The sequence below is a fragment of the Paraburkholderia sp. BL17N1 genome (genome assembly GCF_003634175.1).
GTDB lineage: Bacteria > Pseudomonadota > Gammaproteobacteria > Burkholderiales > Burkholderiaceae > Paraburkholderia.
Genome location: NZ_RBIW01000002.1, coordinates 3,348,084 through 3,369,031, shown reverse-complemented (window position 1 = coordinate 3,369,031; position 20,948 = coordinate 3,348,084). Strand labels below are relative to the sequence as shown.

Sequence of the window (20,948 nt, the reverse complement as noted above, 5' to 3'; positions counted from 1 at the left end):
GCGAGGCATGACCATGCACACTGAAAACAGCGCTGACGATCAAACGATTCTGGTGTTGAACAGCGGTTCGTCGTCGCTGAAGTTCGGGCTGTTCAGGCACGCGGGCGGTGACGAATCACTGCTGCTGGAAGGCAGTGCCGAGGGCATCGGGCGCGACGACGGCAGTCTGCGGATCAAGGCGCCCGATGGCCGCGTGCTGGTTGAGCAGGAGCGCGTGCTCGAATCGCAGATCGACGCGTTGCAAAGGCTCGCGCAGGTGCTCAAGGAACAGCATCATGCGCGACCTGCGGCGGTGGGGCATCGGGTGGTGCACGGCGGACCGCATTTGCGCGCGCATCAGCGCGTTACCGCGGACGTGCGCCGTCAATTGCACGACGCCGTGCACTTCGCGCCGCTGCATATACCACCGGCGCTCGCGTTGATCGATGAGGCCGAGAAAATTTTCGACGACGCGCCGCATTTCGCCTGCTTCGACACGGCGTTTCACGCAACGCTCCCACCGCGCGCGGCGCAGCTTGCGTTGCCGCGCCGTTACGCGGAGGCCGGCGTGATGCGCTACGGCTTTCACGGGCTCTCGTATGAATCGCTGGTGACGCGGCTCGGCGCCGACTTGCCGGCGCGCGCAGTGTTCGCGCATCTCGGCAACGGTTCGAGCGTGTGCGCGTTGCGCGACGGTCAATCGATCGATACGTCGATGGGTTTGACGCCGACCGGCGGCGTGCCGATGGGCACGCGCAGCGGCGATCTGGATCCGGGCGTGCTGCTGTATCTGATGCGCGTGGAGAAGCTGGACGCGGACGCATTGGAGACGCTGCTGAACCGCCAGAGCGGTCTCGCCGGTTACGCGGACGGCGAGAGCGATATGCAGGCGCTGGAAAAACGCGCAGCGGCGGGCGACGCGAATGCGTCGCTGGCGCTCGATGCGTTCGCGACCGCCGTGCGCAAGACGATTGGCGGCTATGCGGCGCTGCTGGGTGGAATCGATTTGCTGGTGTTCACCGGCGGTATCGGCGAACACAGTCAGGAGATCCGTAAGCGCGTGTGCAACGGGTTGGCTTTCATGGGGCTGACAGAAAGCGATCCGGCCAGCAAGGTGAGAGCGATTCACACGGAAGAGGAAAAGCAGATCGCGCGGCATTGCCGCGCGCTATTGCACCAGGCAACGAAGGGCTGACCTTCATTCGGCCTTGACGACGGTGTGATCCGATACGCCGGTTACACCGAACAGGCGCGTCACGTCTTCTAGCGCGGCGGTGCGTTGCTGATCGCGCTGCAGTTCGCCGCGCAGCGTGACGCGGCCGCGCGAGACATGGACTTTTACGGCGTGTTCGGGGACTGCGGCGTCCCAGGCGAGACGGCGGGTCGCCTCTGCGGCGATTTGTGCGTCGCTCAGGCGTGCGCTGTCTGCCGTTCTTTTTGCTCGGGCATGAGGCATGGTTTCTCCGCTGCGGTGATACGTATGGGGAGAACACTAGCAGAACTACGGGATTTTGTAGCCGGCAACGGCAGCCATGTCGAGACACGGCGAATGCCTGGATCGGCTATATTCGACGCCACTGCCCAACTTCCGCTCACAGAGGAGAACGCCGTGCCCGCCTTCACAACGCTGCTCGCTTTCGGTCTGGTTTCGCTCGGCATGGTGCTCACGCCGGGTCCGAACATGATCTATCTGATCTCGCGATCGCTCTGCCAGGGGCGGCGCGCGGGTCTCATCTCGCTCGGCGGCGTCGCGCTCGGCTTCGTGTTCTACATGTTCTGTGCCGCGTTCGGCATCACCGCGCTACTGTTGACGGTGCCGTACGCGTACGACGCGTTGCGCTTCGGCGGCGCGCTGTATCTGCTGTATCTGGCGTGGCAGGCGGTCAAACCGGGCGGCCGTTCGCCCTTCCAGGTCCGCGATCTGCCGCACGACAGCCGCCGCAAGCTTTTCACCATGGGCCTCGTCACCAATCTCGCCAATCCGAAGATCGCGGTGATGTACCTGTCGCTGCTGCCGCAGTTCATTTCGCCGGGGCACGGCAGTGTGCTTGCGCAGTCCATCGCGCTTGGGTGCGTGCAGATCGTCGTCAGCGTGACGATCAACGCGCTGATCGCCAGCATGGCGGGTTCGATCGCCGTGTTTCTCGGCGGCCGGCCGGTGTGGCTGCAGGTGCAGCGCTGGCTGATGGGCACCGTGCTCGCCGGACTCGCGGTACGCATCGCGCTCGATTCGCGCCGCTGAGTTGTGTCGAGGCGCGCTATTCGTTGCGCGCCCTGAACACCCAGCCGTTGAACAGCGCCCCGCAGAGCATCAACGCGCTGGTGATGAGAAACACCGAAGGCATGCCGAGATGCGCGCCGGCAAAGCCGCCCGCGAGCGGCCCCGCCACCTGTCCAGCGTAATTCGCCGAGGTCGCATAGCCGAGTATGTAGCCGGCCGAGCGGTCGGGCACGTTGTGGCGGATCACGCTAGTGATGGACGGCAGCAGGCCGGCCAGCGCGAGACCCATCAAAAAACGCAGCGCCACCAGTTGCCAGCCGCTCGTGACGAACGCCTGCGGCACCAGCAAGGCCGCGCACACGGCGAGACACGCCACGATCACCTTGGGCGCGCCAATGCGGTCGGCCAGACGGCCGACCCGTGAAGCCGCCAGCACGCTGCCCAGCGCCGAGGCCGACATCACGAAGCCCGACACCAGCGTGACATGCCGTGCGTCGTGCACCAGCTGGCTGACATACACGGTGATGATCGGCTCGATCGACATGTTGGCGAACATCAGCAAGCCGGAGGTGAACAGCATCGCCAGCACGGGCCGCAGATCGGGCACGCTGGCCCAGCCGGTTGCCGCGTCCGCGTGCTGCGTGCCGCCGCGCGTCCGTTCCACCGGTTGCTCCTTGACGAGCAGCGTGGTCGCGATGAACGCGCAGAAGATCATCGCGCCGGCAATGAAAAACGTGTTGCGGATGCCGATCAGCGGCGGCAGCGCGCCGCCCACCAGCGGGCCGACCAGGCTGCCCGCCATCACGCCCGAGGCCAGCGTGCCGAGCGCCCAGCCGGTGCGCGAGCGCGGCGTCTGCGTGGCGATCATTACGGTCGCGCCCGACGCATAGCCGCCGACCAGCCCCGCCAGAAACCGCAGCCCCACCAGTTGCCAGACATTCTGCGCGAGCCCCAACAAGGACATCACGATGGCCATGCCGAGGCTCGCGCGTATCAGGATCAGCTTGCGTCCATAGCGGTCGGCCATGCGGCCCCACAGCGGCGACACCAGCGCGGCGGCGAGGAAGGTCGCGCCAAACGCGACGCCGGACCATTGCACGGCGGCCGCCGCCGAATCGACACCGAGCTGCTGCACATAGAGCGGGAGGAATGGCAGCAGCAGGGTCATTGCCACGATGGTCGTGAACGAGCCGAACAGGCAGACATAGAGATTGCGCTGCCAGTGCGGCGCACCGTCGGCGGGAGTGGCTGAACTCATCGAGGCAGGATGGGAAGCGGGCAATGACGTCGGGCCGCAGCGAGCGGCGAAGAACCGATTGTGCCCGAGAGCGGGCAACTGGATCGACGAAGCGGGCAGGGCGCGGCCGATCCGAGGGTTTTCGAGCGACGCAAGAAGAGCAAGCCGGTAACGTCGGCCGGCGGGGTTCTGATTCCATCCTGAATGGTGGGTCGCCATGGACCGGGTATGCTGACTGCACCGATGATCGGCCGCGCGCCATCCGCGCGGCGCATTTCTTATCTGGAACACAAAGGCCCACCCATGTCCGATTTTCCCATCGACAACCCGTTTCTCGAATCGCTCGGCGTTCGTCTCACGCAATGGCGCGACGGCTACGCCGAACTGCTCATGCCGATCGATGCGAGCAAGCTCAATCGTCAGGGCGTGCTGCAAGGCGGCGCGATCGCGACGCTGCTCGATGCGGCGGCGGGCTATGCGGGAATCTTTGCGGAAAGCGGCGCACCGGCGCGGCATGCTTTCACGCTCTCGCTGACCACCAACTATCTCGACAAGGGACTCGGCGAGTCCGTCACCGCAAAGGGGTTTCTGGAGCGCGCTGGGCGCTCGATTTTCTTCTCTCGCGGCGAGGCCTGGGTGGACGGTAAGCTGCTGATCGCCAGCGCCCAGGGCACCTTCAAGTATTCACGGCCGGCTTGAGAGGCAACCGCTCATAGCGCCTTGAACATGATGGTGGTCGCACGAACTCATGGGTGTGCGTGCCGCGCGCGTATCCTGGGATCACGCCCGCGGTTCGATAACCCAGTTCGGTATAAAGCGGCTCCGCGTGGTCGCCGGTGCGGGTGTCGAGCGTGAGCAGGTTGCGTTGCAGTGCAGACGCATGGCGTTCGAGCTCCGTCATCAGCGCCCGCGCGATGCCCTGGCGGCGAAATCCAGGATGAACCAGCAGCTTGCGCACCTCGGCGCGATGCCGCTGGTTCGGCATCGTGTCGTAATCGAGTTGCACGGTGCCGGCAATCGTTTCGCCTTGACGCGCCACCAACAGCACCAGGCCGCCGGCACGCATCGAAGGCAGTACTTTGCCGCGCCAGAACCCTTCACTTTCCTCGACATCGCACGGCATGACGAAGCCGACGCTGGCGCCGTCATGCACGCACGCACGCAGCAGTGCGCCGAGTTCGGGAAGGTGACGCAGGAGGTCGTCGGCGGTGAAGGTGCTGATGGTGCTGATGGTGGTCTGGCTCATGCTCCGGCTCACACGATGAACAGAAGGTAGCGGGCGCCGCTGTGCGCGGGCGTCACGAATGCGCTGGCGCCGAACAGTTGATAGCGCAGGCAGTCGCCCGGTTGCAGGTCGTGGCGCTGGCCGTCGACGGTGATTTGCAGTTGCCCGTCGAGCAAAATCAGATGATGTTCGAGCCCGGGCCGCGGCGACGCGTCGTAAGTGATGCGCGCGCCCGCGTCGAGTTCGCATTCGAGCGCCTCGCCGCTCAGCGCTTGCGCGGGCGGCGAGACGGAGCGCCGCCGGAAGCCGACGCTGGCGTCGGTCCAGAGCGGCTGGGCGGCGCGCGGCACGAGCGGCGCAAAGTCTTCCTCGACCATGTGCATGAGGCGCGACATCGGCAGGCCGTAGGCCACGCAGAGCTTGCCGAGCACGCTGGCGGTCGGGCTGACTGCGGCGTTTTCGAGGCGTGACAAGGTCGCGCGGCTGACGCCGCTGAGTTTGGCGAGATCGTCGAGCGACCAGTTGCGCTCGGCGCGCAAGGCCCGCAGCCGTTGGGCGATGCGGCGGTCGATGGCGTTGTCGTCCGAGGGTGAGAGTGTGGTTTCCATATTCGGGAAATTATCTCGAATATGGAAACTCGTCAATTGGAAAAAAGCGGCGTCTTGACCGTGGCAGCGCGCCGGCTTACTCGTGCCGGGTCATGCGCAGCATCGACGTGTCGTAGCCGAGCGCGCGAACCCGCTCGATCAGCGCGTCCTTCACGCTGGCAGCAGGAATGGCCTCACGCGTAAGAATCCACAGATAACGGCCGCTCGGCTCGCCGACGATCGACCAGCTATAGTCGTCCGCGTGATCCAGCACCCAGTAGTTGCCGACGAAGAACGGTCCGAAGAACGACACCTTCAACCTGGCATCCTCCGAACCTGCGACCACTTTCGCGCGGCCCTTCGACACGTCGAGCGCTCCGTTCACGCCGCCCTTATGACAACTGTTGGTGACGTCGATGAGGCCGTCGTCGCGCGTGGCGTAGTCGGCGGTGACGGCTTCGCAATCGCGCTCGAAGCCGTTTTCGTAGCGCGCCAGTTCGTACCATCGGCCGAGGTAGCGGTTCAGATCGACCGGCTTGGCGGGCTGCGGCACGTGCGCGTTGCCGCTCTTGCCGGCAGGGCTGAATGCGCAGGCGCCGAGCAGGCACACTGCGCCAAGCGCAAGTGAAAGGGCGCTCGCGCGCAGTACCGATTGTCGGCGTAGGGCCATTGACTGACTCCATGAATGAAGGACTTCCTGTGGCAGCACGCGACATGCCAGGCGACGCCGCGCGCGCCACGATGCCGCCGAGATTCGCACACTTGCGCGCCCTGGGCCGTTTATCATAGTGCCCACAAACCAGAAAACGCCGTCCGGCTGCGCAACGGTAAGGCACCTCATCCACGAGACCCGGCGGCTTTTGCCGCGACATCACTTATGAATTCCACTCCCGACGCTTCTTCCCGTCCCTCGATCCGCGAGTTGACCCTGCTCGAAGGACGCGTGCTTGGCGTGCTCGTCGAAAAGCAGCACACGGTGCCGGACAGCTATCCGCTTTCGCTCAACGCGCTGACGTTGGGTTGCAACCAGAAAACCGGCCGCGCGCCTGTCATGAACGCCACCGAAGCCGAGGTGCTGACCGCCGTCGACGGCCTGAAGCGGCTCAGCCTCGTGATGGAAGGCAGCAGCAGCCGCGTGCCGCGCTTCGAGCACAACATGAATCGCGTGCTGGGGCTGCCGAGCCAGTCGGCGGCGCTGCTGACCACCTTGCTGCTGCGCGGCCCGCAAACCGCGGCTGAATTGCGCCTGAACAGCGCGCGTCTGCATGGCTTCGCGGATATCTCGTCGGTCGTAGCGTTTCTCGACGAACTGGCGGCCAACGACCCGCCACGGGTCGTCAAACTCGCGCGCACGCCGGGCGAGCGCGAGAACCGCTGGACGCATCTGCTATGCGGTGAAGTGAGCGCGAGCGAGTTGGCGCAGCCGGGCGATGAAGACGACTCGGTGCCGCTGTCCGCGTTCGAGGCGCTCAAGGCCGAACAGAAGCGGCTTGCGGATGAAGTGAGCCGCCTGCAGATCGTGGTCCGGCGCATGGCGGCGGAGTTGGGCATCGATGCGGGGGATCTCACCGCGGGCGAATGACGCCGCGGAAGAGCGCGAACGGCCGATGACGCCGCTGGTCTCCGCGACCCGTTGAAGTCACGGCATTAGTCGCCGCGCTTACGCTGCGCATCCGTGGACAGCGTCCGCTGCGTCCGGTAGAAAACGCGCGGCGGCACGTTGGGCGAATCTTCGGCCAGCCGGTCGAGTTCATCGCGAATTGCCGTGAGGTAATGGCCGTCACGCGCATCGGCATCGCCCGCGAAAATTGCTTCGAGCCTGCGGCGCACCGCGCCATAGCGCGCGCCGGCCGCGCGATGCTTTTCGGCGCGCTCGGCGTAGCGCAGGAACGTCTGCAACGCGGCCGAGACCGCGGCCGTCACGCTCACGAGGCCGACGAAAATCCTGAGTCCCGGCGAAACCGCCGACAGATTCAGCGATGCGAACACCGCCGTGCCCACGAAAGCGGTCAAGGCGGTCACGAGCCAGCCCACCTTGCGGTCGCGCGCCGACAGCAGGTCGGCCATGTCGTAGTGGCTCATCTGGGATTCGCGCGCGCGCCGGATCCATTTCAGCAAAAGCTGGTTCTCGTCGACCGGCGGCTCGTAGGCAGGCAGGTTCTTCATGTCGCTCGTCAGGGCTGTTCGGTTGCGCAAGCTTAGCGCATGCGCCTGACGATACTGTGCCACACGAAGCCGGCGGCCCGCGCGACAGCGGTCCTATGCTGTTGCCGTGGCCGCTTCGGTTGCCGGCACCGCTTCTCGCGCCACGCCGAAGCGCTCGTTGTGTGCGTTGCCGTTCAGGTAAAAATCACCGATTGCGGCCTCGCGAATGATCGCGGGATTGTGCGACGCCAGCACGCGGGCATTGCGCCAGTAGCGATCGAAACGGCGCGTCTCGCTGGTCGCCGATGCGCCGCCCACTTCGAACAGCAGCGTCGCCGCCTGCAACGTCTGCTCGATGACGATCTGTTGCGCCTGGAAGGTCTGGATATCGAGGTTGATGTAAGTCTGTTCGTTGGTGCGGCCCTCCTGTCGCGCGACCGAAACCTCGTCGATGGCACGCGCGAGCGACGCGCTGATGCTCTGCGTCGAGTAAGCCAGACTCGCCAGCCGCCCGACCACGCGATGCACGAGCGGATTGTGGCGTGGACTCGATTCGCCCGGCACACCGAACGTGCGCGTTTTGCCTTGGGTGAACGCGACCGCGTCGCGCAACGCCGCGCGGCTGATGCCCGCGAGGTTCGCGACATGCAGCGCCTGGTAGTAAGCCGTCAGCAGACTGTTGCGACGCGGCTCGGAGGCGTTATAACGGCGATAGAGATTGTGGGGCGAAACCGCCACGCGAGTGAAGCGCGCCGTGCCGCTGCCCGTGAGCCGTTGCCCGAAACCGTCCCAATCGTCGATACGTTCGAGGCCCGGCGTGTCGGCTTTGACGAGCACGCGCACGTCGCTCTGGCCGTCATGCGCGGTCACGTCGACCCAATCCGCGTAGAGCGTGCCGGTGGTGTAGTACTTCTCGTCATCGAGATGCCAGGCGCCACCGGTTTGCGTGAGACGCACGCTGTTGTTGGTGACACCGGTGCGCTCCGACACCGCGCCGCCGACAATCTGACCTTGCGCGACACGTGTGAGCCAACGGTCACGCAGCGAGTCGTCGCCTTGTTCCAGCAGGGATTCGATAAAGCCGCCATGCACGCGCAGGATTTGCGGCAGATTCGAATCCGCTTCGCCAAGTCGCGTAACCAGTGCGAAGAACTGCGCGAGCGAGATGCCTTCGCCGCCGTATTGTTTGGGCACGCGCAGCCTGGTGTAGCCGGCTTCGCGCAGCCACTCGACGGGCGCGTAAGCGAGTTCGCGATGCTGCTCGCGCTCGATCGCGCCCTCGGCGATACGCGCGAAAACCGGCGCGAAGCGCCGGGTCAGCGGGTGGTCGCCGAAGAGTTGCGCGGCGTCGGCGATGCTGTGATCGGGATTCGTTGCTTGAACTGCGGACATGGGTTCTCCGAAACGGGTGCGCGCAAGGCGCAATCAGAGAACGTTAAGGGACGCGGCAGGGCGCTAGCAACGAAGTATTTGGCCGATTCTTAGCAGCAGGAGTGAAATGGTAGTGGCGCGCGCCGCGATAGGCGCGCGGCTTATTTCAGTCCGGCCGCTACGCGCCTGCGCGCGAGTATGCGCACGGCAAGCAGGCACACGCCCATCACGGTCAGCGACAACAGCGTCGTCATGGTGCCCAGCGCGTAGATCACCGGCGTGGTCACCGATGTGGTGAGACCCTGAAGCTCGAGCGGCAAGGTGTTCTGGTCGCCGATCGCCTGCGAGGTGCGGGCAATTTCGTCCCAGGAGAGCGTGAAGCCGAACATCGCGACGCCCACCACCGACGGACCGATGATCGGCAGCACCACATGCCGGAAGCTTTGCCATGGGGTGGCGCCCAGATCGCGCGAGGCTTCTTCGTATGCGGGATTGAAGCGGTTGAACACCGCGAACATGACGAGCAGACCGAACGGCAGCGTCCACGTCAGATGCGCGCCGAGCGCCGAGGTGAACAGGCCCATCGAGGTGGTATAGCTGTCGGCGAAAGACTGATAGCCCCACGCGGTGGCGAAGTACTTCACGCCGTTATCCAGCAGGCGGAACGTCAAGCCGATGCCGAGCGAAACGATAATGGACGGCATGATGAGACTGGCCACGGAGACATAGAACACCGCGGTATCGCCGCGAAATTTTCTGCGAAACGCGAGACCCGCTGCGACGGAAAAGAGCACCGTCAGCACCGTGACTGCCAACGCTAGCCGCACGGAACGTCCGAACGCACCCCAGATATCGACATCGCCCACACCATCGCGCAACATGGCGAACCAGTGCAGCGACACACCGCGCATTGGAAACGTGAGGCCGCCTTCGGGGCCTTGAAACGACAGAATGAAAATCGTGATCACAGGACCATAAAGAAACAACACGAACAGGCCGAACAGCAGCGCGAGCCAATAGAAACTCGCCGGACGGCGCTCACGATGTTTGACGCGAATGGCCTGCATCTTCACAACTCCTTGCGGATGTCGACCACCCGCGTCAAACCCCACACGATCATCAGCACCACGGCGAGCAGCATGATCGCGTTGGCCGCCGCGGCGGGAAATTGCAGGTAGCCGGTTTGCACCTGAATGATCTTGCCCACCGACGCGATCTGCTGGCCGCCCATTACGCCGACGGTCAGGAAATCGCCCATCACGATCGTGATGACGAAGATCGAGCCGATCACGATGCCGGTTTTCGACAGCGGCAGGACCACGTCTCGCACCACTTGCCAGCCGCTCGCGCCGGCGTCGCGCGCGGCTTCGAGGAGCGAGCGGTCGATGCGCATCATCGCGTTGAAGATCGGCACGATCATGAAGAACGTGTAGAGGTGAACGAAAGCGAGCACCACCGAAAAGTTCGAATACAGCAGCCATTCCAGCGGCTGGTCGATCAGATGCGCGCCGAGCAGCGCCTGATTGACGAGACCGTTGCGCCCGAGCAGCGGCATCCACGAAATCATGCGGATCACGTTCGAGGTCCAGAACGGAATCGTGCAGACGAGAAACAGCACGGTCTGCATGCTCGTGGTGCGCACATGGAACGCGAGAAAGTAAGCGATCGAAAAACCCAGCAGCAGGGTTACTGTCCACACGATCGCGCAGAACTTGAGCGTCGACCAGTAGGTCTTGAAGGTGACGCAAACGTCCGTGAGCGACGAACAGCCGTTGAAGATCGCCGCGTAGTTTTTCAGCGTGAATGCGGGAATGATCTGATATTCGTTGAAGTCCCAGAAACTGACGATCAGCGTGATGACCAGCGGCACGATGAAAAACAGCAGGAAGGTCAGCGAGAGCGGCGTCGCCTGCAACCACGCCGGCGCGCGGCGATGTTTGACGGGCTCGTCCTGCGCGTGCGAGGGAAGGTCGATCGTTGCCATGGGCGTATTTCTAAGGAATGGACTATGCGTTCATTCGGACAGGTGGTGACAGCCGGCGTGTCGCGTGCCGGCTGCCATGGCGAACCACGGCCGCGATCAGGCCGCGATGAACTCGTTCCACTTCTGGACCATATAGATGTTCTCGTCCATCACCGCGTTCCAGCAGGCAATCGCGCCCATGCGCTGGTTGTACGAGCCGCCGTCGCGCACGGTGCCGGCTTTTTCGAGCAACTGGCCGTCCGGCGCCTTGATGTCCTGCGCGGCCGGTTTGCCTTCGATCCAGTAGTCCCACTCATACGGCTGCATGTGCGCTTTCGCGGTTTCCAGCACGCCCGAGTAATAGCCCTGACGCATCAGATATGCACCGGCCCAGCCGTCCTGGAACCAGTTGACGAACTCATAGGCGGCGTCGAGCTTCTTACCTTGCAGCGAACGCGGGAAACCGAAGCCCGACGCCCACGAACGATAGCCTTCCTTGAGCGGCTGAAACTTGCAGGCGACGCCCATGGTGCGGACTTTCGTGACCGCCGGCGACCACATCGACTGGATCACCACTTCGCCCGACGCCATCAGGTTCACGCTCTCGTTGAAGTCCTTCCAGAACGCGCGAAACTGGCCGGCGCGTTTTGCTTCGATCAGAATCTTGATGGTCTGGTCGATCTCGGCCTTGGTCATGTTGCCTTTGTCGCCGTATTTCACGTGACCCATCGCCTCGATCGCCATGGCCGAATCCATGATGCCGATCGCGGGAATGTTCAGCAGCGCCGCCTTGCCCTTGAACTGCGGATTCAGCAGTTCCGCCCAACTGTCGATGGGCCGCTTGATCAGGTCGGGCCGAATGCCGAGCGTATCCGCGTTGTAGGTGGTGGGAATCAGCGTCATCCATTCGGTCGGCGTGGCGGAGAATTCCGTCGAGCGCGGGCCGGTGAGGAACATCACCTTCTTCGGCGCGGTGCCTTGATCGCCGATCTTCTTGCCGTTCACTTCGCCGCGCGTGAGCACCGGCGTGATCTTGTCGGCCAGCTTGATACGCTTCGCGTCCATGCCGGCCAGCGTGCCGGCCGGAATCAGCTTCTTGAGCGCGAAGTATTCGGTGTCGACAATGTCGAATGAGTTAGGCTGGGTGATGATGCGCTTGGCGACGTCGTCAGTGGTCACCGGCACGTATTGAATTTCGATGCCGGTGTCTTCCTTGAACTTCTTCGCGATGTCGGCGCTCTGATTGACCGCCGTGCCGAGGTAGCGCAACGTGATTTTTTCCTGCGCGTGCACGTACGGAAAACCGGCAATGCCGGCCGCCGCCACCGCGCCCTTGATGAACGTGCGGCGCGACAGGCCTTTTTCCTTCACATCGGTTGCGGCCGCTGCCGGGCTTTCGTTCGCTTCACTCATTGCTTTCTCCTCAGTTGACGTTCGATTGACGCTTGGTTACCGCTTGTTCGAAGTTGCAGCCACGTCTGGACGATGCGGTTCGATACTCACGCCGCAAGCGGATGCGCGTCCCGCTCTTCCCACCAGACCACCACACGCGCCTCGGGGCCGAGCCGCGCCGGGTCGTAATCGCCGTCGCTGACGAGCGAGACGAGTTCGGGCGAACCGTCGAGCGGGTCGAGCGTCACGCGCAGATGCGTGCCTTGATATTCAGCTTCACGCACGGTGCAGGGCACGCCGCCGATGCGCGTCATGCCGTTGTCGCCGCTCGCGTTCTGCACCGGCGTAATGCCATGTGGCACAACACGCAGATGATCGGCGCGCACGGTAAACGCGCGGCCATTGGTATTGAAGACGTTGTGACCGCCGAGAAAGCGCGCCACGAATTCGGTGCGCGGACGGTTGAACACTTCATGCGGCGTGCCGCTTTGCTCGATACGTCCATGGCTCATCACCACCACGAGATCGGCCAGCGCCATCGCTTCTTCCTGCGAATGCGTGACGTGCACGAAGGTAATGCCGAGTTCTTTCTGCCAGCGCTTGAGCTCGGCGCGCATCTGCACACGCAGGAACGGGTCCAGCGCGGAGAGCGGTTCGTCGAGCAACAGGCAGCCCGGCTGATTCAGCAACGCGCGGGCAAGCGCGACCCGTTGCTGCTGGCCGCCGGATAACTGAGCCGGTTTGCGTTCCGCGTACGCCGACATGGCGACCAGTTCGAGCAATTCGGCGGCGCGTTTGCGTCGCGCGTCCTTGGCGACGCCGCGCATCTTCAGGCTGAACGCCACGTTGTCGAGCGCGCTTAGATGCGGAAACAGCGCGTAGTTCTGGAACACCATGGCTGTGCCGCGCGCAGCGGGTTCGGCGCGCGTGACGTTGCGGCCGGCGATCAGAATGTCACCGTCGGTGACCGATTCATGACCGGCGATCATGCGCAAGGTCGAGGTCTTGCCGCATCCCGACGGCCCGAGCAGACAGCAGTACTGGCCACCGTCGATGCGCAGATCGATCGCGTCGACGGCAAGCGAGTCGCCGTATTGCTTCGACACGTGCACCAGTTCGATATCGGCGGCTTTGGTTTCGAGCACCGTTGAAGCAGGCTGAATCATGAAGGGGTGTCCTCGTGAGCGACGATGAAGCGAGGGACGCGGAAAGCAACGCGGCGCCTGAACGAGACCAGGCAAACGCAAGACATGTGCCATCGTTCGCATTGCGGTAGCTGATTGATTGCCGACGCGCCGGTGTGCTTAACGTCTACGAGTTGGCTCACATATTGCAAACGATCCGCAGCGTCGATCGTTAGCGATTCCAACGATTCTTTTGCGCGATCGCGGTGCGTGCCGGGTCCGTCGCGGGGCATGAACCGGCCATTCCGGTTCATGCGCTCACGCGGCGCGGCGCTTTTTCTCACCCACGGCTTCTTCAAATGAACGACATACGGAACATGGCCGCCGCAGCGAGTCGCGCGCGTCAATTGCTTGCCACGCATGGCCGCTTCGCGTATCGCCCGATCACCGACAGCGACGCGTACCGCTGGCCCGGCGGCAGCGGGCTCGCGGTCTATCTGGGTTTCAACATCGAACACTTTGCCTTTGGCGAAGGGCTGGGCGCCGCGCTCGGTCCGATCTCGCCGCAACCGGATGTGCTGAACCATAGCTGGCGCGAGTACGGCAATCGCGTCGGCGCGTGGCGCTGCATCGAACTGTTCGATCAACTCGAGCTACCCGCGGGCACGCTCATCAACACCGCGCTCTACGATCATTGCCCGGAGTTGATCGCGGCCTGCGTGGCGCGCGGTGACGAACTGATTGGCCACGGCCATACGAACGCGCACCGCCAGAGCGACCTCGACGAAGCCGGAGAACGCGAGCTGCTTCTGCATTGCCGCGAACGGATCGCTGAAGTGTCCGGCAGCGCGCCGCAAGGCTGGCTGTCGCCGTGGATTTCCGAGTCGCATCTCACGCCCGATCTGCTCGCGGAGACTGGCTACCGCTACACGCTGAACTGGTGTCACGACGACCGTCCCGTGCGGATGGCCACACGCGGTGCGCCGCTCTGGTCGATTCCCTATCCGCAGGAACTCAACGATCTGCCGATGATGGTAGGCCGCCATATGGATGGCCGCGCGTTCGCCGATATGGTCATCGATCAGTTCGACGAGATGCTCGAACAGGCCAATCGCGGCGCGCAGCCGCAGTCGCTCGTGATGGGCATCGCGTTGCATCCGTATCTGGTGGGGCAGCCGTATCGCCTGCGGCATCTGCGCCGCGCGCTTGAACATATCGCCGCGGCGCGCGCCCGCGGCGACGTGTGGATCACCACGCCGGGCGCCATTGCGGATCATATGGACGTGCTGGAACGGGACGGCGTGGTGCGCCCGGTCATCGCATGAACGCGAAAGCCGGCGCGGCCACCGCGAAAAAGCCTCTGAAAGACGACGCCGATCTCGACACACGTATCTACCAGTCGATCTTCGACGGCGTGCTGAATCATCGTCTGACGCCGGGTACGAAGCTGCCGGAGCCCGAGTTGTGCCAACTGTTCGGCGTGGGCCGGGCGGTGGTGCGGCGCGTGCTGGAAAAGCTCGCGTATGACGGCATTGTCGTCTTGCGGCCGAACAAGGGCGCGGTGATTGCCGAACCCACGCCCGAGGAAACGCGCGAGATCTTCGAAGCGCGCCGCTCCGTCGAGCGCATGCTGGTCGAGCTGGCCGTGCAGCGCGCGAACGCCAAGGACATCAAGGCATTGCGTCAACAGCTCGCGAGCGAACATGAGGCGATGCATCGCTTCGATCAGCCTTCCTGGGCGACGCTCGCCAGCGGCTTTCATATGCGTATCGCCGCGCTGGCCGGTAATTCGATCCTGCAAAACTATCTGAAGGAACTGGTCTCGCGCTGCTCGTTGATTGTCGGCGTGTATGAGCCGCCAGGGCATGCGCCGTGCGAACACGCGGAGCACGCGGCGATCGTCGACTGCATCGAGGCGCGCGATGCGGCAGGCGCGATGGCGCATATGGAAGCGCATTTGCGCGACCTCGAAGAACGGATCGAAACCTCGCGGATGCGCGGCGAAAAGAGCCTCGGCCAGTTGCTCGGCATCACCGCATCCGTCACTCCCGACCAGGCGCCGACATGGAAATAGATTTCGAAGCGATCACCGAATACCAGCGTTACAAGCTGATGGCGAGCCTGATCGTGCCGCGCCCGATCGCGCTCGTCACCACGCTCGGCGCCGACGGCACGATCAACGCGGCGCCGTTCTCGATGTTCAACATGCTCGGCGAGGAGCCGCCGATCGTGATGATCAGCGTCAACCGCGTGGCCGACGGCACGCTCAAGGATACGGCGGTGAACATCGTGCGCACCGGCGAGTTCGTGGTGCATCTCGCGGACGAAGCCATCGCGGAAAAAATGCACCGCTGCGGCGAAAGACTGCCGCCGAACGTGAGCGAACTCGCCGAAGTGGGTTTGACGCCGGTGCCGAGTTCGCACGTCAAGCCGCCGCGCATCGCCGAAGCGCCCGTCGCGTTCGAGTGCACGACATGGGAGACGCTGGAGACGACGAGCCGGCAGATTTTCATTGGACGTGTGCATCGGCTGCACGCGCGGGACGAGTTGATCGATACGCAAACGTGGCGTGTCCGGCTGCAGCATTATTTCCCGGTGGGCCGCTTCGGCGCGAGCGACTATGTGACGACGCGGGACCGCTTCACCCTCGGGTGAGGTCCCGGCGTCCATCACGTAACCGCGCGTCACGTCGCATTACACGGCGAGCGCCCGGCCGTCGCTGCGAGGATCGTGCGCACCGGCGGCCGAGCCGTCCGCCTCGATGCGGATCACGCCCGGATGCCCCGCCAACGGACTTTGCGCCGCAATCGCGCTCACTTCATGTCCGCGTGCGGCGAGCGTCGCGAATACGTCGGCGCCGGCGTCCGCTTCGAGTTTCAGCGCGTCGCGCGTGTCGGAGAACGTCTTGCCGAGCAGAAACCGCGGACGGGCGAGGGCGGTCAGCGGGTCCATGCCGTAGTCGATCAGCCGCGTGAGAATCGCCGCCAGCGTTTGCGGCTGACCGTCCGCGCCTTGCGTGCCGAACAGCAGTTGCGGCCGGCCGTCCTTCACATACATGCCGGGATTGAGCGTATGGAAAGGCCGCTTGCCCGGCTGCACGGCATTGTGATGTGCCGGGTTCGTGCTGAACGACGCGCCGCGGTTGTGCCACAGAATGCCGGTATCGCCCGCCACCACGCCGCTGCCCCAGTCGAAGTAGACCGTTTGCAGCACGCTCACGCTGCGGCCTTCGCGATCCGTCGCGCCGATGAACACCGTATCGCCCGGACGGAAAACATGCGGCCATGCGCGCGCTTTATGCGGATGGATCGAGCGGGCGTGGGCGTCGAGCGTGGCGGGTGAAAGCATCTCGTCGACCGGCACGAGGTTGAACTCCGGATCGCAGACGAAGCGGTCACGATCCATGAACGCGCATTTCACCGCTTCCACGAGCAGGTGATAGTAGTCGGCGCTGCCTTCTGGAATTGCGGCAAGATCGAAACGTTCTAGCGTGCCCATGATCTGCAAGGTCGTGACGCCTTGCGTGGGCGGCCGCAAACTCACCAGTTCGCCGCCGCGATAGGCGACCCGCAGCGGTGCTTCGTTGCGCGCATGCGTGCGGGCCAGGTCGCTCGCACTGAGTGGCGAACCGGCTTGCCGGAGACCACTGGCGATCCGCTCAGCCAAGTCGCCTTCATAGAACTCACGCGCGCCGAAACGCGCAATACGGTCGAGGCTCTTTGCTAACGCCGGTTGAGTGAAGCGCGCGTCGATCGCGGGAATGTGGCCGCGCGGCGCGAAGGTCGCCGCGAAGCCGGGCAACGCCTGCAATTCGCCGGCGCGCAGGGTTTGCCAGAAATGCTGCGACGGTGTGACGGGAAAGCCGTCGGCGGCAAGTTCGAGTGCACGGTCGAACAGCGACGACCACGACCGCTCGCCGCCCCAAACGCTTTGGCTGATTTCGTAAGCCTGATGCCATGTATCGACTGTCGCGGCGGTGGTAATTGCAGAAGCCGGGCCGCGCAAGGGAATCGCACCGTCGAACGCGGGCAGTTGCGCCGCGGCCTGGCCGATGCCCGATAGCGTGCGCAACGTCCCTTGCCGGTCGCCGATGACCCAGAAGGCGTCGCCGCCAAGGCCGGTGAAATGCGGGTACGTCACGCACAGCGCGGCGCCGATCGCGATGGCGGCTTCGATGGCATTGCCGCCCGCGCGCAGGACGTCGCGGCCGGCCTCGCTGGCTAACGCATGTGGACTGGTGACCATGCCGCCTCGCGCGACGGCGGGTTGTGGATCGTGCATCGATGCTCCGCTACTGAGGGTTCGCGAAAACGTGTCGCGAGTATAGATCGTAGATCGCGCGCGAGGCGAAGCAACGCGCGGTCGCTGCCGCGCGCGCCGATGAGCGACAGCGCATGAGATGGCGCGAGCGTTCGTGGTTGCCCCGGCATCGCAGCCCGCGTTGCCGAAGCGCGCGTCGGCGCGAATCCAGGGCGCGTGAGCCCCGAGTTGGTGAGCGCTGCACCACGGGCAGCGCGGGGCGGGGCGTTTTCCGCGACGCTTCGCGCGCATCAGCACGGACGGAAGAACCCCGCCCAGCATGGCTTCGAAGCGATTTGTCGAGGCTGAATCAACACTTGGCATAGCTCCTGCTAATTTGAGTCCAAACTTGTATTCAAGATTGAACTCAAGGAAAAACAGGTGCCTATTTCTTCACCCATGACGGTCAAGGGTCTGCTCGCGGCATACGCTGCGGGGAGCCTGACGCCGACTGAAGCCGTATCATCGGCGCTGGCGCGAATCGACGAAATCGACCGCCCGGAAGTCTGGATTCTGCGCGTGCCGGCAGCCGATTTGCAGGCTCGCGCGAAGGCACTCGAAGCGTTATACGACGCCCAAGGCAGCGCGGTGTTCGAGCACATGCCGCTGTTCGGCGTGCCGTTCGCGGTCAAGGACAACATCGACGTCGCCGGCTTGCCGACCACGGCCGCTTGCGACTCTTTCGCCTACACGGCGGACACGTCGGCGTTCGCCGTGCAGCGGCTCGTCGATGCCGGCGCCATCCTGATCGGCAAGACCAATCTCGATCAGTTCGCCACCGGCCTCGTCGGCACGCGTTCGCCGTATGGCGCCGTGCGGCACGGCGAGTCGCCGCTGCGCGTGTCGGGCGGATCGAGTTCCGGCTCGGCGGTCGCGGTGGCTACCGGTTGTGTGGCGTTTTCGCTCGGCACCGACACTGCGGGTTCCGGCCGCGTGCCGGCCGGATTCAATGGGCTGGCCGGTCTGAAACCTTCGCTGGGGCTGGTCAGCAAACGTGGCGTGGTGCCCGCGTGCCGAAGCCTCGATACGATCTCCGTGTTCGCACACGACGTCGACGATGCCTGGCGCGTGCTCACCGAGATCGCCTGTTTCGATTCGCTCGACGGCTACTCGCGCAAGGTGCCGGCTCTCGGCTTGTTGCGTTCGGCTCCACGGATCGGCGTGCCGGAGCGGTTGGAGTTCTATGGCGACGCAATAGCGAGCCAGGCGTTTTCACAAGCGCTCGACGCGCTCACGACGCATCTGCATCTGCCCACGCAAGCAATCGACTTCGAGCCGCTCAAAGCCGTCTCCGCCTTGCTCTACGACGGCCCGTGGGTCGCGGAACGGCGCGCGGCACTCGGCACGTTCTTCAAAACCCATCACCAGGCGATCGACGCAGTCGTGGCCAAAGTGATCGGCAAGGCCGAGCAGTTCAGCGCCGCCGATGCCTTTAGCGGTCAGTACGCGCTAGCGAACCTGAAGCGTCACGCCGAAGCACTGTTCGAAACGATCGACGTCCTGATCGTCCCCACCACGCCGACGCATCCGCTAATCGCCGACGTGCAGGCCAATCCCGTCGAATTGAACAGTCAGCTTGGCTACTACACCAACTTCGTCAACCTGCTGGATCTATGCGCGCTGGCCGTGCCGTGTCAACGGCGCAGCGACGGCTTGCCGGCCGGCGTGACGCTGATCGCGCCGAGCGGCGCGGACCGGCGCCTCGCCGAATTGGGCGCACGGATTCAGGCGTTGTTCGCGAATCGCGCCGAAACCGCGGAGGCCGCAACAACAACCGCGCTCATCCAGCCGTTACCGTTTCAGGAGCCCACCCTCACCCTCGCGGTGGTCGGCGCGCATCTGCGCGGCCAGCCGTTGAACTGGCAACTCCAGCAAGCCGGCGCGCGTTTCGTGAAAGCGACGCACACCGCACCAGGCTACAAGCTCTATGCGCTCGCCAACACCCAGCCGCCGAAGCCCGGCCTCGTGCGTTCAACGGAACAGCAAGGCCGGCCGATCGCCGTCGAACTCTGGGAAGTGCCGCTGCGTACCTTCGGCCAATTTGTCGTCGACGTGCCCGCGCCGCTCGGCATCGGCACGTTGCAACTCGCCGACGGGCACAGCGTGAAGGGCTTCATCTGCGAGCCGTCCGCCGTGAGCGACGACAGCGGCGCACTCGATATCACCTCGTTCGGCGGGTGGCTTGCGTATCTGGCCAGCCTCAAGCCAAAGCCGCAAGCCAACCCTCAGGCCAACGCTCTTTAACCTTCGATCAGGAATTGGACACCATGACCAGCCGCCGCCATTTCATCAAGAGCGCCAGCCTGTTGACGCTCGGCAATATTCTGCCCATCCAGTCGGTGTTCGCCGCGCCGAAGACCACCGTCGGCGTGATCTACGTCGGCGCGCGCGGCGACTACGGCTACAACCAGGCGCAGGCACAAGCGGCCGCGGTGATCAAGAAAATGCCGGACGTGAAGGTGGTGGAAGAAGAGAACGTGCCCGAGACCATCGCCGTGCAGAAGACCATGGAAGCGATGATCGAACAGGACGGCGCGACGCTCATCTTCGCGACGTCGTTCGGCTACTTCGACCCGCACGTGCTGAAGATGGCGGCGAAGTATCCGAAGGTGCGATTCGCTCACTGCGGCGGTTTGTGGAAGCAGGGCAACCCCTCGAACATCACCAGCTACTTCGGCTATATCGACGAGTGCCAGTACCTGAACGGCGTGGTCGCCGGCCATATGACGAAGAGCAAGAAGCTCGGCTTCGTCGCGGCCAAGCCGATTCCGCAGGTGCTGCGCAATATCAATTCGTTCACGCTCGGCGCGCAGTCGGTCGATCCGTCGATCACCACGCAGGTGATTTTCACGGGCGACTGGTCGATGCCGGTCAAGGAAGCCGAAGCCACCAACAGTCTCGTCGATCAGGGCTGCGACGTGCTGACCTGTCACGTCGACGGTCCGAAGGTCGTGGTGGAGACAGCGGAAAAACGCGGCGCGATGAGTTGCGGTTATCACGCGAGCCAGGCCGCACTTGCACCCAAGGGATATCTGACCGGTGCGGAATGGGACTGGGCGACGCCGTACAAGCAACTGGTGACGGGCGCGCAAGCCGGCACGCCACAGCCCAACGTATTGCGCGGCGGCCTGAAAGAAGGCTTCGTGAAGATGTCGCCGTATGGCGCGAAAGTGACGGCCGCGGCGAAGCAGAACGCCGACTCGATCAGAAGCAGCATGGTGGCCGGCAATTTCGTGATCTTCAAAGGTCCGATGAAGGACAACAAGGGCGGCACGGCGATCGCCTCGGGCGCGAGTCACAGTCAGACCGACTACACGCTGGAGAGCATGAACTATCTGGTCGCGGGCGTCGTCGGCCAGATCTGATTCCGGTGACGGCGATGTTTGCTTCAATCAAGGAGCCGTG

Annotated in this window: 20 protein-coding genes and 1 pseudogene; 9 read left to right on the top strand and 12 right to left on the bottom strand. The window is 64.2% G+C overall.

Annotated features, from left to right (window positions below; translation table 11 throughout):
- Window positions 1-13 precede the first annotated feature (13 nt).
- Window positions 14-1,174, top strand: a complete 1,161-nt coding sequence (locus B0G82_RS35035; RefSeq protein WP_121311045.1) for an acetate/propionate family kinase — start codon at window positions 14-16, stop codon at window positions 1,172-1,174.
- 3 nt (window positions 1,175-1,177) lie between these two features.
- On the opposite strand, the gene B0G82_RS35030 is transcribed toward B0G82_RS35035, so the two are convergent.
- The gene (locus B0G82_RS35030; RefSeq protein WP_121310572.1) at window positions 1,178-1,435 is read right to left on the bottom strand and encodes a BON domain-containing protein; all 258 of its coding nucleotides are present in this window, start codon (window positions 1,433-1,435) and stop codon (window positions 1,178-1,180) included.
- 153 nt (window positions 1,436-1,588) lie between these two features.
- Here B0G82_RS35030 and B0G82_RS35025 point away from each other — a divergent pair, with 153 nt between their 5' ends.
- Window positions 1,589-2,221 (top strand): LysE family translocator, encoded by a 633-nt coding sequence (locus B0G82_RS35025; RefSeq protein ID WP_116144921.1) that lies wholly within the window; start codon window positions 1,589-1,591, stop codon window positions 2,219-2,221.
- A gap of 16 nt (window positions 2,222-2,237) precedes the next feature.
- On the opposite strand, the gene B0G82_RS35020 is transcribed toward B0G82_RS35025, so the two are convergent.
- Window positions 2,238-3,458: an MFS transporter gene (locus tag B0G82_RS35020; RefSeq protein ID WP_106278055.1), complete on the bottom strand. Its 1,221-nt coding sequence runs from the start codon at window positions 3,456-3,458 to the stop codon at window positions 2,238-2,240.
- Between the two features lie 282 nt (window positions 3,459-3,740).
- On the opposite strand from B0G82_RS35020, the gene B0G82_RS35015 reads away from it, so the two are divergent.
- On the top strand, window positions 3,741-4,136 hold the full coding sequence (locus B0G82_RS35015) for a PaaI family thioesterase (RefSeq protein WP_106278392.1): 396 nt from the start codon (window positions 3,741-3,743) through the stop codon (window positions 4,134-4,136).
- An 11-nt stretch (window positions 4,137-4,147) separates the two neighbouring features.
- On the opposite strand, the pseudogene B0G82_RS35010 reads toward B0G82_RS35015, so the two are convergent.
- The 3 genes and pseudogenes from B0G82_RS35010 to B0G82_RS35000 form a co-directional block, all read right to left on the bottom strand.
- Window positions 4,148-4,683: pseudogene (locus B0G82_RS35010) on the bottom strand (GNAT family N-acetyltransferase).
- Between the two features lie 8 nt (window positions 4,684-4,691).
- Window positions 4,692-5,270: an XRE family transcriptional regulator gene (locus B0G82_RS35005; protein WP_121310571.1), complete on the bottom strand. Its 579-nt coding sequence runs from the start codon at window positions 5,268-5,270 to the stop codon at window positions 4,692-4,694.
- A 76-nt stretch (window positions 5,271-5,346) separates the two neighbouring features.
- Window positions 5,347-5,919, bottom strand: a complete 573-nt coding sequence (locus B0G82_RS35000) for a lipocalin family protein (RefSeq protein ID WP_121310570.1) — start codon at window positions 5,917-5,919, stop codon at window positions 5,347-5,349.
- 207 nt (window positions 5,920-6,126) lie between these two features.
- Here B0G82_RS35000 and B0G82_RS34995 point away from each other — a divergent pair, with 207 nt between their 5' ends.
- A complete protein-coding gene (locus B0G82_RS34995; RefSeq protein ID WP_121310569.1) occupies window positions 6,127-6,831 on the top strand; it encodes a YceH family protein in 705 nt (234 codons plus the stop codon).
- Between the two features lie 65 nt (window positions 6,832-6,896).
- Here B0G82_RS34995 and B0G82_RS34990 read toward each other — a convergent pair whose 3' ends face one another.
- The 6 genes from B0G82_RS34990 to B0G82_RS34965 form a co-directional block, all read right to left on the bottom strand.
- Window positions 6,897-7,415, bottom strand: coding sequence for an SLATT domain-containing protein (locus B0G82_RS34990; protein ID WP_106278045.1), 519 nt, complete (start codon window positions 7,413-7,415; stop codon window positions 6,897-6,899).
- A gap of 93 nt (window positions 7,416-7,508) precedes the next feature.
- Entirely contained in the window at window positions 7,509-8,786 is a 1,278-nt protein-coding gene (locus B0G82_RS34985) for an acyl-CoA dehydrogenase family protein (RefSeq protein ID WP_121310568.1), read from the bottom strand.
- A gap of 140 nt (window positions 8,787-8,926) precedes the next feature.
- Window positions 8,927-9,832: an ABC transporter permease gene (locus tag B0G82_RS34980; RefSeq protein WP_116144911.1), complete on the bottom strand. Its 906-nt coding sequence runs from the start codon at window positions 9,830-9,832 to the stop codon at window positions 8,927-8,929.
- Between the two features lie 2 nt (window positions 9,833-9,834).
- On the bottom strand, window positions 9,835-10,749 hold the full coding sequence (locus B0G82_RS34975) for an ABC transporter permease (protein WP_106278039.1): 915 nt from the start codon (window positions 10,747-10,749) through the stop codon (window positions 9,835-9,837).
- Between the two features lie 96 nt (window positions 10,750-10,845).
- Window positions 10,846-12,141, bottom strand: coding sequence for a PotD/PotF family extracellular solute-binding protein (locus B0G82_RS34970; protein WP_121310567.1), 1,296 nt, complete (start codon window positions 12,139-12,141; stop codon window positions 10,846-10,848).
- An 86-nt stretch (window positions 12,142-12,227) separates the two neighbouring features.
- Window positions 12,228-13,286, bottom strand: coding sequence for an ABC transporter ATP-binding protein (locus B0G82_RS34965; protein ID WP_121310566.1), 1,059 nt, complete (start codon window positions 13,284-13,286; stop codon window positions 12,228-12,230).
- A 317-nt stretch (window positions 13,287-13,603) separates the two neighbouring features.
- Here B0G82_RS34965 and B0G82_RS34960 point away from each other — a divergent pair, with 317 nt between their 5' ends.
- Genes B0G82_RS34960 through B0G82_RS34950 form a run of 3 tightly spaced genes read left to right on the top strand, consistent with a single transcriptional unit; the run spans window position 13,604 to window position 15,899 of the window.
- Window positions 13,604-14,569, top strand: coding sequence for a polysaccharide deacetylase family protein (locus B0G82_RS34960; RefSeq protein WP_121310565.1), 966 nt, complete (start codon window positions 13,604-13,606; stop codon window positions 14,567-14,569).
- Window positions 14,566-15,318 (top strand): GntR family transcriptional regulator, encoded by a 753-nt coding sequence (locus tag B0G82_RS34955; protein WP_116144901.1) that lies wholly within the window; start codon window positions 14,566-14,568, stop codon window positions 15,316-15,318. The genes B0G82_RS34960 and B0G82_RS34955 overlap by 4 nt, the downstream gene beginning before the upstream one ends.
- Complete coding sequence (locus B0G82_RS34950; RefSeq protein ID WP_106278030.1) at window positions 15,309-15,899, top strand: flavin reductase family protein; 591 nt, start codon at window positions 15,309-15,311, stop codon at window positions 15,897-15,899. Before B0G82_RS34955 ends, B0G82_RS34950 begins: the two co-directional genes overlap by 10 nt.
- A 39-nt stretch (window positions 15,900-15,938) precedes the next feature.
- On the opposite strand, the gene B0G82_RS34945 is transcribed toward B0G82_RS34950, so the two are convergent.
- Window positions 15,939-17,525, bottom strand: a complete 1,587-nt coding sequence (locus B0G82_RS34945; RefSeq protein WP_121310564.1) for a gamma-glutamyltransferase family protein — start codon at window positions 17,523-17,525, stop codon at window positions 15,939-15,941.
- Between the two features lie 417 nt (window positions 17,526-17,942).
- Here B0G82_RS34945 and atzF point away from each other — a divergent pair, with 417 nt between their 5' ends.
- Both atzF and B0G82_RS34930 read left to right on the top strand, forming a co-directional pair.
- Window positions 17,943-19,787, top strand: coding sequence for an allophanate hydrolase (gene atzF, locus B0G82_RS34935; protein WP_121310563.1), 1,845 nt, complete (start codon window positions 17,943-17,945; stop codon window positions 19,785-19,787).
- Window positions 19,788-19,810: 23 nt separating this feature from the next.
- The gene (locus B0G82_RS34930) at window positions 19,811-20,908 is read left to right on the top strand and encodes a BMP family ABC transporter substrate-binding protein (protein WP_012427110.1); all 1,098 of its coding nucleotides are present in this window, start codon (window positions 19,811-19,813) and stop codon (window positions 20,906-20,908) included.
- Window positions 20,909-20,948 lie beyond the last annotated feature (40 nt).

What these genes read in the sequence shown, in the direction of transcription:
- B0G82_RS34960 (WP_121310565.1), top strand. Translation starts at nt 13,604, where the DNA reads ATGAACGACATACGGAACATGGCCGCCGCAGCGAGTCGCGCGCGTCAA.
- B0G82_RS34995 (WP_121310569.1), top strand. Translation starts at nt 6,127, where the DNA reads ATGAATTCCACTCCCGACGCTTCTTCCCGTCCCTCGATCCGCGAGTTG.
- B0G82_RS34985 (WP_121310568.1), bottom strand. Translation starts at nt 8,786, where the DNA reads ATGTCCGCAGTTCAAGCAACGAATCCCGATCACAGCATCGCCGACGCC.
- B0G82_RS35000 (WP_121310570.1), bottom strand. Translation starts at nt 5,919, where the DNA reads ATGGCCCTACGCCGACAATCGGTACTGCGCGCGAGCGCCCTTTCACTT.
- atzF (WP_121310563.1), top strand. Translation starts at nt 17,943, where the DNA reads ATGACGGTCAAGGGTCTGCTCGCGGCATACGCTGCGGGGAGCCTGACG.
- B0G82_RS34930 (WP_012427110.1), top strand. Translation starts at nt 19,811, where the DNA reads ATGACCAGCCGCCGCCATTTCATCAAGAGCGCCAGCCTGTTGACGCTC.
- B0G82_RS35015 (WP_106278392.1), top strand. Translation starts at nt 3,741, where the DNA reads ATGTCCGATTTTCCCATCGACAACCCGTTTCTCGAATCGCTCGGCGTT.
- B0G82_RS34980 (WP_116144911.1), bottom strand. Translation starts at nt 9,832, where the DNA reads ATGCAGGCCATTCGCGTCAAACATCGTGAGCGCCGTCCGGCGAGTTTC.
- B0G82_RS34990 (WP_106278045.1), bottom strand. Translation starts at nt 7,415, where the DNA reads ATGAAGAACCTGCCTGCCTACGAGCCGCCGGTCGACGAGAACCAGCTT.
- B0G82_RS34945 (WP_121310564.1), bottom strand. Translation starts at nt 17,525, where the DNA reads ATGCACGATCCACAACCCGCCGTCGCGCGAGGCGGCATGGTCACCAGT.
- B0G82_RS35035 (WP_121311045.1), top strand. Translation starts at nt 14, where the DNA reads ATGCACACTGAAAACAGCGCTGACGATCAAACGATTCTGGTGTTGAAC.
- B0G82_RS34955 (WP_116144901.1), top strand. Translation starts at nt 14,566, where the DNA reads ATGAACGCGAAAGCCGGCGCGGCCACCGCGAAAAAGCCTCTGAAAGAC.
- B0G82_RS35030 (WP_121310572.1), bottom strand. Translation starts at nt 1,435, where the DNA reads ATGCCTCATGCCCGAGCAAAAAGAACGGCAGACAGCGCACGCCTGAGC.
- B0G82_RS35005 (WP_121310571.1), bottom strand. Translation starts at nt 5,270, where the DNA reads ATGGAAACCACACTCTCACCCTCGGACGACAACGCCATCGACCGCCGC.
- B0G82_RS34970 (WP_121310567.1), bottom strand. Translation starts at nt 12,141, where the DNA reads ATGAGTGAAGCGAACGAAAGCCCGGCAGCGGCCGCAACCGATGTGAAG.
- B0G82_RS34975 (WP_106278039.1), bottom strand. Translation starts at nt 10,749, where the DNA reads ATGGCAACGATCGACCTTCCCTCGCACGCGCAGGACGAGCCCGTCAAA.
- B0G82_RS34965 (WP_121310566.1), bottom strand. Translation starts at nt 13,286, where the DNA reads ATGATTCAGCCTGCTTCAACGGTGCTCGAAACCAAAGCCGCCGATATC.
- B0G82_RS34950 (WP_106278030.1), top strand. Translation starts at nt 15,309, where the DNA reads ATGGAAATAGATTTCGAAGCGATCACCGAATACCAGCGTTACAAGCTG.
- B0G82_RS35020 (WP_106278055.1), bottom strand. Translation starts at nt 3,458, where the DNA reads ATGAGTTCAGCCACTCCCGCCGACGGTGCGCCGCACTGGCAGCGCAAT.